The sequence below is a fragment of the Fulvivirga aurantia genome, assembly GCF_009711475.1.
Classification (GTDB): Bacteria; Bacteroidota; Bacteroidia; order Cytophagales; family Cyclobacteriaceae; genus Fulvivirga; species Fulvivirga aurantia.
Genome location: NZ_SMMD01000669.1, coordinates 1 through 5,266, shown reverse-complemented (window position 1 = coordinate 5,266; position 5,266 = coordinate 1). Strand labels below are relative to the sequence as shown.

Below are 5,266 nucleotides of genomic sequence, written 5' to 3'. Positions count from 1 at the left end.
CGTCATCCCGACCTTGTGGAGGGATCTTTTCACCTTTTAAGAACTACCATTCTCTTACTATGCTGTCACCCTGAACTTGATTCAGGGTCTCTTAAATTGGGGGCATTTTTATTCAAAGATTCCTCGATTCCTCGGAATGACGATGTATTTTGTATTTCATCCCCTCAGAGTCACTCGTAGAGGACTCTGAATAGCAATTAGCAATGTTGAATTTTGAATTTTGAATATAGAAGTCAGTTGGTGCGTTTTTATTCAAAGATTCCTACCATAGCGGCAGGCAGGCCTCGATTCCTCGGAATGACGTGTATGGGAAAAGATGCCATCACTTGGAGTGATGGCATCTTTCAGCTCTTTGGGTTGGGTGGTTCTATTAAAAAGATTCTGGATCAAGTCCGTAATGACGAAAGCGTTTTGAATGAATGCAGCTGTAATAATGCTTTTTCCTTTAGGTCATTCTGACGAAGGAAGAATCTTACTAAGTCATATAGAGTGTAGGAGTATTACTTCAGCATTCAACACTGTAAATTCAATATTCGATATTAAAATCACAGATCTGCTTTTACTATGCTGTCACCCTGAACTTGATTCAGGGTCTCCTTAATTTGAGTGGTTCTTTTAACAAGATTCCGGATCAAGTCCGGAATGACGATAGATTTTGAGTGATGATCTTTCTCCCTGTCATCCCGACCTTGTGGAGGGAACTTATTATCTTTTGCAAAGATCCCTCGATTCCTCGGGATGACTGGTAGGGCGAGCGTCATGCAGAGCGATAGCGAAGCATATCTAAATTATCATTAACTGATCATAGAGGCGTCTGACGACTAATTATAAAATGTGTTGTCACCCTGAACTTGATTCAGGGTCTCTTAAATCATATCACTAGTTTATAAAGATTCCGGATCAAGTCCGGAATGACGATGTATTCTATAGTATTCAGCCCCTTCGGAGTCACTCGTAGAGGACTCTAAGGATGTTAAGACAAACATTTTTCAACCATTCCTTACCCGCTCACGCCTGTAATTTTCCAGATTTGATTTTTCTTGCCGATCACAAAAATAAACATGTCATCCCAAGTGAAATCTTCAGAATCATCCACGCCTTCTTTTAAACCTGCCCCGATAAAGAAATAATTTTGATCCTCGGGTTTAAAGTACTCAGGTAAAGTCATTGAATACTTAGTCTCGATCTCCTCGTGTGTCAGAATCTCGATTGAATACTTCTCTAAATAATCTTCAAAGGTTTTCTCTTTATTAATAATGGCTTTCTTAAGACTTTGGCAAAAGTGACCTTTAATCATAGTTTTAGGAACTATGCCATATCCGTCCATAACTAGGAGAGAGTCTGACATAGCGTTGTAAAATTTATCACAATCTTCAGAGAAATAGGTCTGTACAATTGAAAGAGAAAATTCTTTAGCCTCAAGCTTCAAGTCTTCAGGAGAAGTGGGTTTTCGGTCTACTACCCGGCAAGATGAAATAATGACAAGGCAAATAATAAATGAAAGGAGCTGTTTCACGAGATATACTGAGCTTTTAAATAAAATGGATAAAGAATTTTTGTAATTGGCCTGCAATCATAACGTTTTCACAATTAAAAAGTAGAATTAAACACTTTTAAGTGGCTGTATTACTCAAAATATATACAAAGCCCTTATTTATTAGGTATTGGGTGTACATTGACCTTGTAAAGTAGCCACTGGTTGTCTCGCTTAGCCCACACCTCTGCCAGGGCAGCTTTAGAAGAAGAAACATCACCATCCGGTCCGAGATACGTTTCAGAGACAATTCTCCTCAGGTGCGCCATGTTACCTACAATGTCTATTTCAAGGATTTGTTGCTGTCTGTCAGAAACACGCCAGCCATCATTGAACCACTCTCGTATGCCCTCAACCCAGTCTGTTTTATTATTTAACATTTCGCTTCCGACCGTCCAACGGCTAAAATCATCAGCCAGATACTGACCATAAGCATCTGCACCTGCACCATCCGGGGCAGTAGTGGCAGAAAGTTTATGAATAGCAGCAATGATTTCTTGCTGCTCGGCTGACCAATCATCTTGCGCAAGGGTATAGGTTGATACAAATTGAATAAAGAAGGCGATGAATAAAAATTTGGAAGTGCTCATAAATGAGTTTACCTATTATTTGCTATGAAGGTTGCAGTAACTCATAGAGAACTCTGAATAACAAATTAGCAATTTTGTATTTTGAGTTATGAATTAAGAACATAGAACTCAGAGTATTACTTCAGTATTCAACATTGTAAATTCATGATTCGCTATTAAATAAAGGACTTATGTTAAAGAGTGTTAGCATCTTTACTCTTCTCACGTCATCCCGACCTTGTGGAGGGATCTTTTAACCTTTTAAGAACTGCCATTCTCTCACTATACTGTCACCCTGAACTTGATTCAGGGTCCCTTAATTTCAGTAGTTATTTTTATAGAGATTCCGGATCAAGTCCGGAATGACAATGCTTTTGGAGTGGTTCCGGATCAAGTCCGGAATGACAGTTCTTATTGAATTGACCACTAAAAAGCAGATGTCCATATCCAATTACCGCTTTTCCAGCTTCTCGATGATTTTTTGTGCGACAAGGCTTGATGATAAGTAATTCTGACCTGTTATTACCCTGCCATCTACTTCGATATGTGGCGTATTTCTTGGTGAATAATTAAAATCTCCACCACGGGATAGTATTGTTTCCTGAATGCGAAATGGGAATTGCTCATAATATTCAGCTCCTTCCTTTTCATAAGCATCCGGGTAACCGCTTACGATTTTGTCCTCAACAAGATAGCGGCCATCTTTGGTTTTCAGATGTACGATACCAGCCGTGCCGTGGCAAACCGATGATATAATACCCTTGTGCTTTTCATAAATCTCCATAGAAATTTTCTGAATGGCAGTGCTCTCTGGTACCCCATACATGGCACTCCCACCTCCAATGTAATGTACGGCTTTGTAATTTTCAGGTCTAATGGCATCCGGTGCATTGGTTTCTTTTAATGCATACATAAAATCCGGATCGTAAAGGTATTTCTTATGAAGCAAATCAGAGGTATTGATATACGCCAGAGGTACGCTGCCACCTTCAGGGCTAACAAAATCAACCGTGTAGCCAGCTTTCTTAAAGGTGTCATAAGCATTTACAATTTCTGAAAAACTATTGCCGGTAGCCAGGCTTGAGCTACCATGATAATGCGCGTTAGAAACTATAAATAATATTCGGTCACCACTTTGGTTGCTTTTTTCACTACTGGCAGACTTGCTAATGATTTTCCATTCGTTATCGATTTTCTTAAGTAAAAACATATCGATGTACCGTAGTTCTTTTGACGGAATTAGTATTTCTACTTTGGCTATAGCAATCGAGTTAAAATATTCTATCGATAAAATATTGCCGACACGGCCATTAAACTTACCCTGATCACCATTTTTGAACCAACCGATGTATTCACTGCTTGGCACAGTCCAGAGTGGTAGGTCTTTCTTTTCTAAATAGAGGTTGGCCTCTGGGTAAAATGCCTTTCCTATAAGTGCAGTTTGGTTGTAAGACGTGCCATCGATATAGTTTTGCAGTGCAGATCTGACTGCTACCTTATCGCTTTGTGCAAATAGTGACAGAATTGTAAAGCTGAAAATGAGAATTAAACTAATGTGTTTCATAGATATTATATTTTGAATTTGATCTTCAGCAATAATATCTCGAAGCGAGCTTATAACTCTTCAGGAATTATGTTTTCAAATTCCTGATTTATAAAATCGGAGGCTACAACCATTGGAAAGTTATGCGCTTAGTGCGTTTATCTCAGTGATTTACACTTTGAGTGAATTTGGCGGGTGTGGTGTTTGTGACTTTCTTAAAAGCTGCATAAAAAGTGCTGTTAGAGTTAAAGCCGCTTTTTTCAGCAATAATTTCCATCTTTAAGTTACCCTCCGTTTGCAATAGTAACTTGGCCTCTCTAACCCTGTATTCGTTGATGTACTGAGAAAAACTCTTGCTGAGGTTGTCGTTGAGTAGCTGTGATAAAAGATGAGGTTTTACTTTTAGCGCACTGGCCAGCTGGCTTAGGGTGAGGTTGGGATTGGTATATAGCTTGTGCTCAGTAAGCGTTTGATCTAATTTTTTTAATAGGTCTGTGGCTTCGTCTGAAGCTATTTTGCTGCTGGCATATTTCTCCTTCTTCTCAACCGATACAAAGCTTTGCTTTCGCTTATAAATCAATAGTAAAACCGACAAATAAAGAGCAAAAGAGAAAGAAAGGGCACCAAGTGCGTAAGAAGTATAAGAAGCCGTGAAATAGGCCAACCAAATAATTGTGACACCAAAAAATACGCTGAGCAACCATATGTCGTGGTAGCTTAGCTTTTGATTTTTAGCGATGGCTTTTTGAAAAGTCTGTTTTAAGGCCAGGGAGGATAAGATTATAAAACCCAGCCATTGATAATTGATTATTTTGTAAAAAGCGCCTCCCCAAAGCTCAGGATATGTAGCATAAGGATAAATAAACCCTATAATGATTACCAATACTAACCATGCGCCTATTTGCCAGTACCATTTGGCATGGATACTATCTTGTTTACTCACTTTAGACTTTATGTAGAAATAAAGCATCGGACCTATTAAAAAACAAGCTGATAGACCAATCTGCAGGTAAACTTTAGCTAAGTCGGGGTTAAAGTAGAAAAACAGTGACTTCCATATTCTTATACTCAGAACCAATAGCAGACCGCCCAGAAAATGGTTTGAACTATGTCTGGGCCTAGCAAAGAATAGAAAATATAGACTTAGTAATGAACTATTGAATGCACCTAATGCACTAAAGAAAAATAAAAGTTGCTTGTCGAAACCCACTTATTTGGTTTTGTAGTTTAATACAGACCTGCAATTTTACGACATTCATGTGTATCGGGTTAGGCTAATATTCAATTTGTACTTCAGCTTATCAATTTTCTTGTGAGAACTCTTAATCAAAGGTCATTCTGACGAAAGAAGGATACCACTGTCAATAAGTCGTCTGACCACTTCGAGTGGTCTGACGACTGCGATACTAAACTTTCCTCAGGTCATGCTGAGCGCAGTGAAATAACTTACTCAGTCGCATTGCAAGTCGTATTATGAATACTGCATCCTACTTCAGTATTTGAGCCCTAGTTCAAAGATCCCTGCCATACCAGCAGGCAGGCCTCGATTCCTCGGAATGACCTGTACGGGAAAAGGGGGGATCAATTTATTATACTGTCACCCTGAACTTGATTCAGGGT

The 5,266-nt window shown here is 39.0% G+C and carries 4 protein-coding genes; all 4 read right to left on the bottom strand.

What is annotated here, in order from left to right; genetic code table 11:
- Nucleotides 1–1,000: 1,000 nt before the first annotated feature.
- Entirely contained in the window at nucleotides 1,001–1,516 is a 516-nt protein-coding gene (locus E1176_RS06995) for a hypothetical protein (protein WP_155209888.1), read from the bottom strand.
- Nucleotides 1,517–1,650: 134 nt separating this feature from the next.
- On the bottom strand, nucleotides 1,651–2,124 hold the full coding sequence (locus tag E1176_RS06990; RefSeq protein ID WP_155209887.1) for a nuclear transport factor 2 family protein: 474 nt from the start codon (nucleotides 2,122–2,124) through the stop codon (nucleotides 1,651–1,653).
- A 430-nt stretch (nucleotides 2,125–2,554) separates the two neighbouring features.
- A complete protein-coding gene (locus E1176_RS06985) occupies nucleotides 2,555–3,667 on the bottom strand; it encodes a nuclear transport factor 2 family protein (protein WP_155209886.1) in 1,113 nt (370 codons plus the stop codon).
- A gap of 142 nt (nucleotides 3,668–3,809) precedes the next feature.
- Nucleotides 3,810–4,589 (bottom strand): helix-turn-helix domain-containing protein, encoded by a 780-nt coding sequence (locus E1176_RS06980; protein ID WP_185152680.1) that lies wholly within the window; start codon nucleotides 4,587–4,589, stop codon nucleotides 3,810–3,812.
- Between the last annotated feature and the right edge of the window lie 677 nt (nucleotides 4,590–5,266).

Bases quoted from the DNA above. Each gene is read 5' to 3' on its own strand.
- E1176_RS06990 (WP_155209887.1), bottom strand. From the start codon at position 2,124: ATGAGCACTTCCAAATTTTTATTCATCGCCTTCTTTATTCAATTTGTA.
- E1176_RS06985 (WP_155209886.1), bottom strand. From the start codon at position 3,667: ATGAAACACATTAGTTTAATTCTCATTTTCAGCTTTACAATTCTGTCA.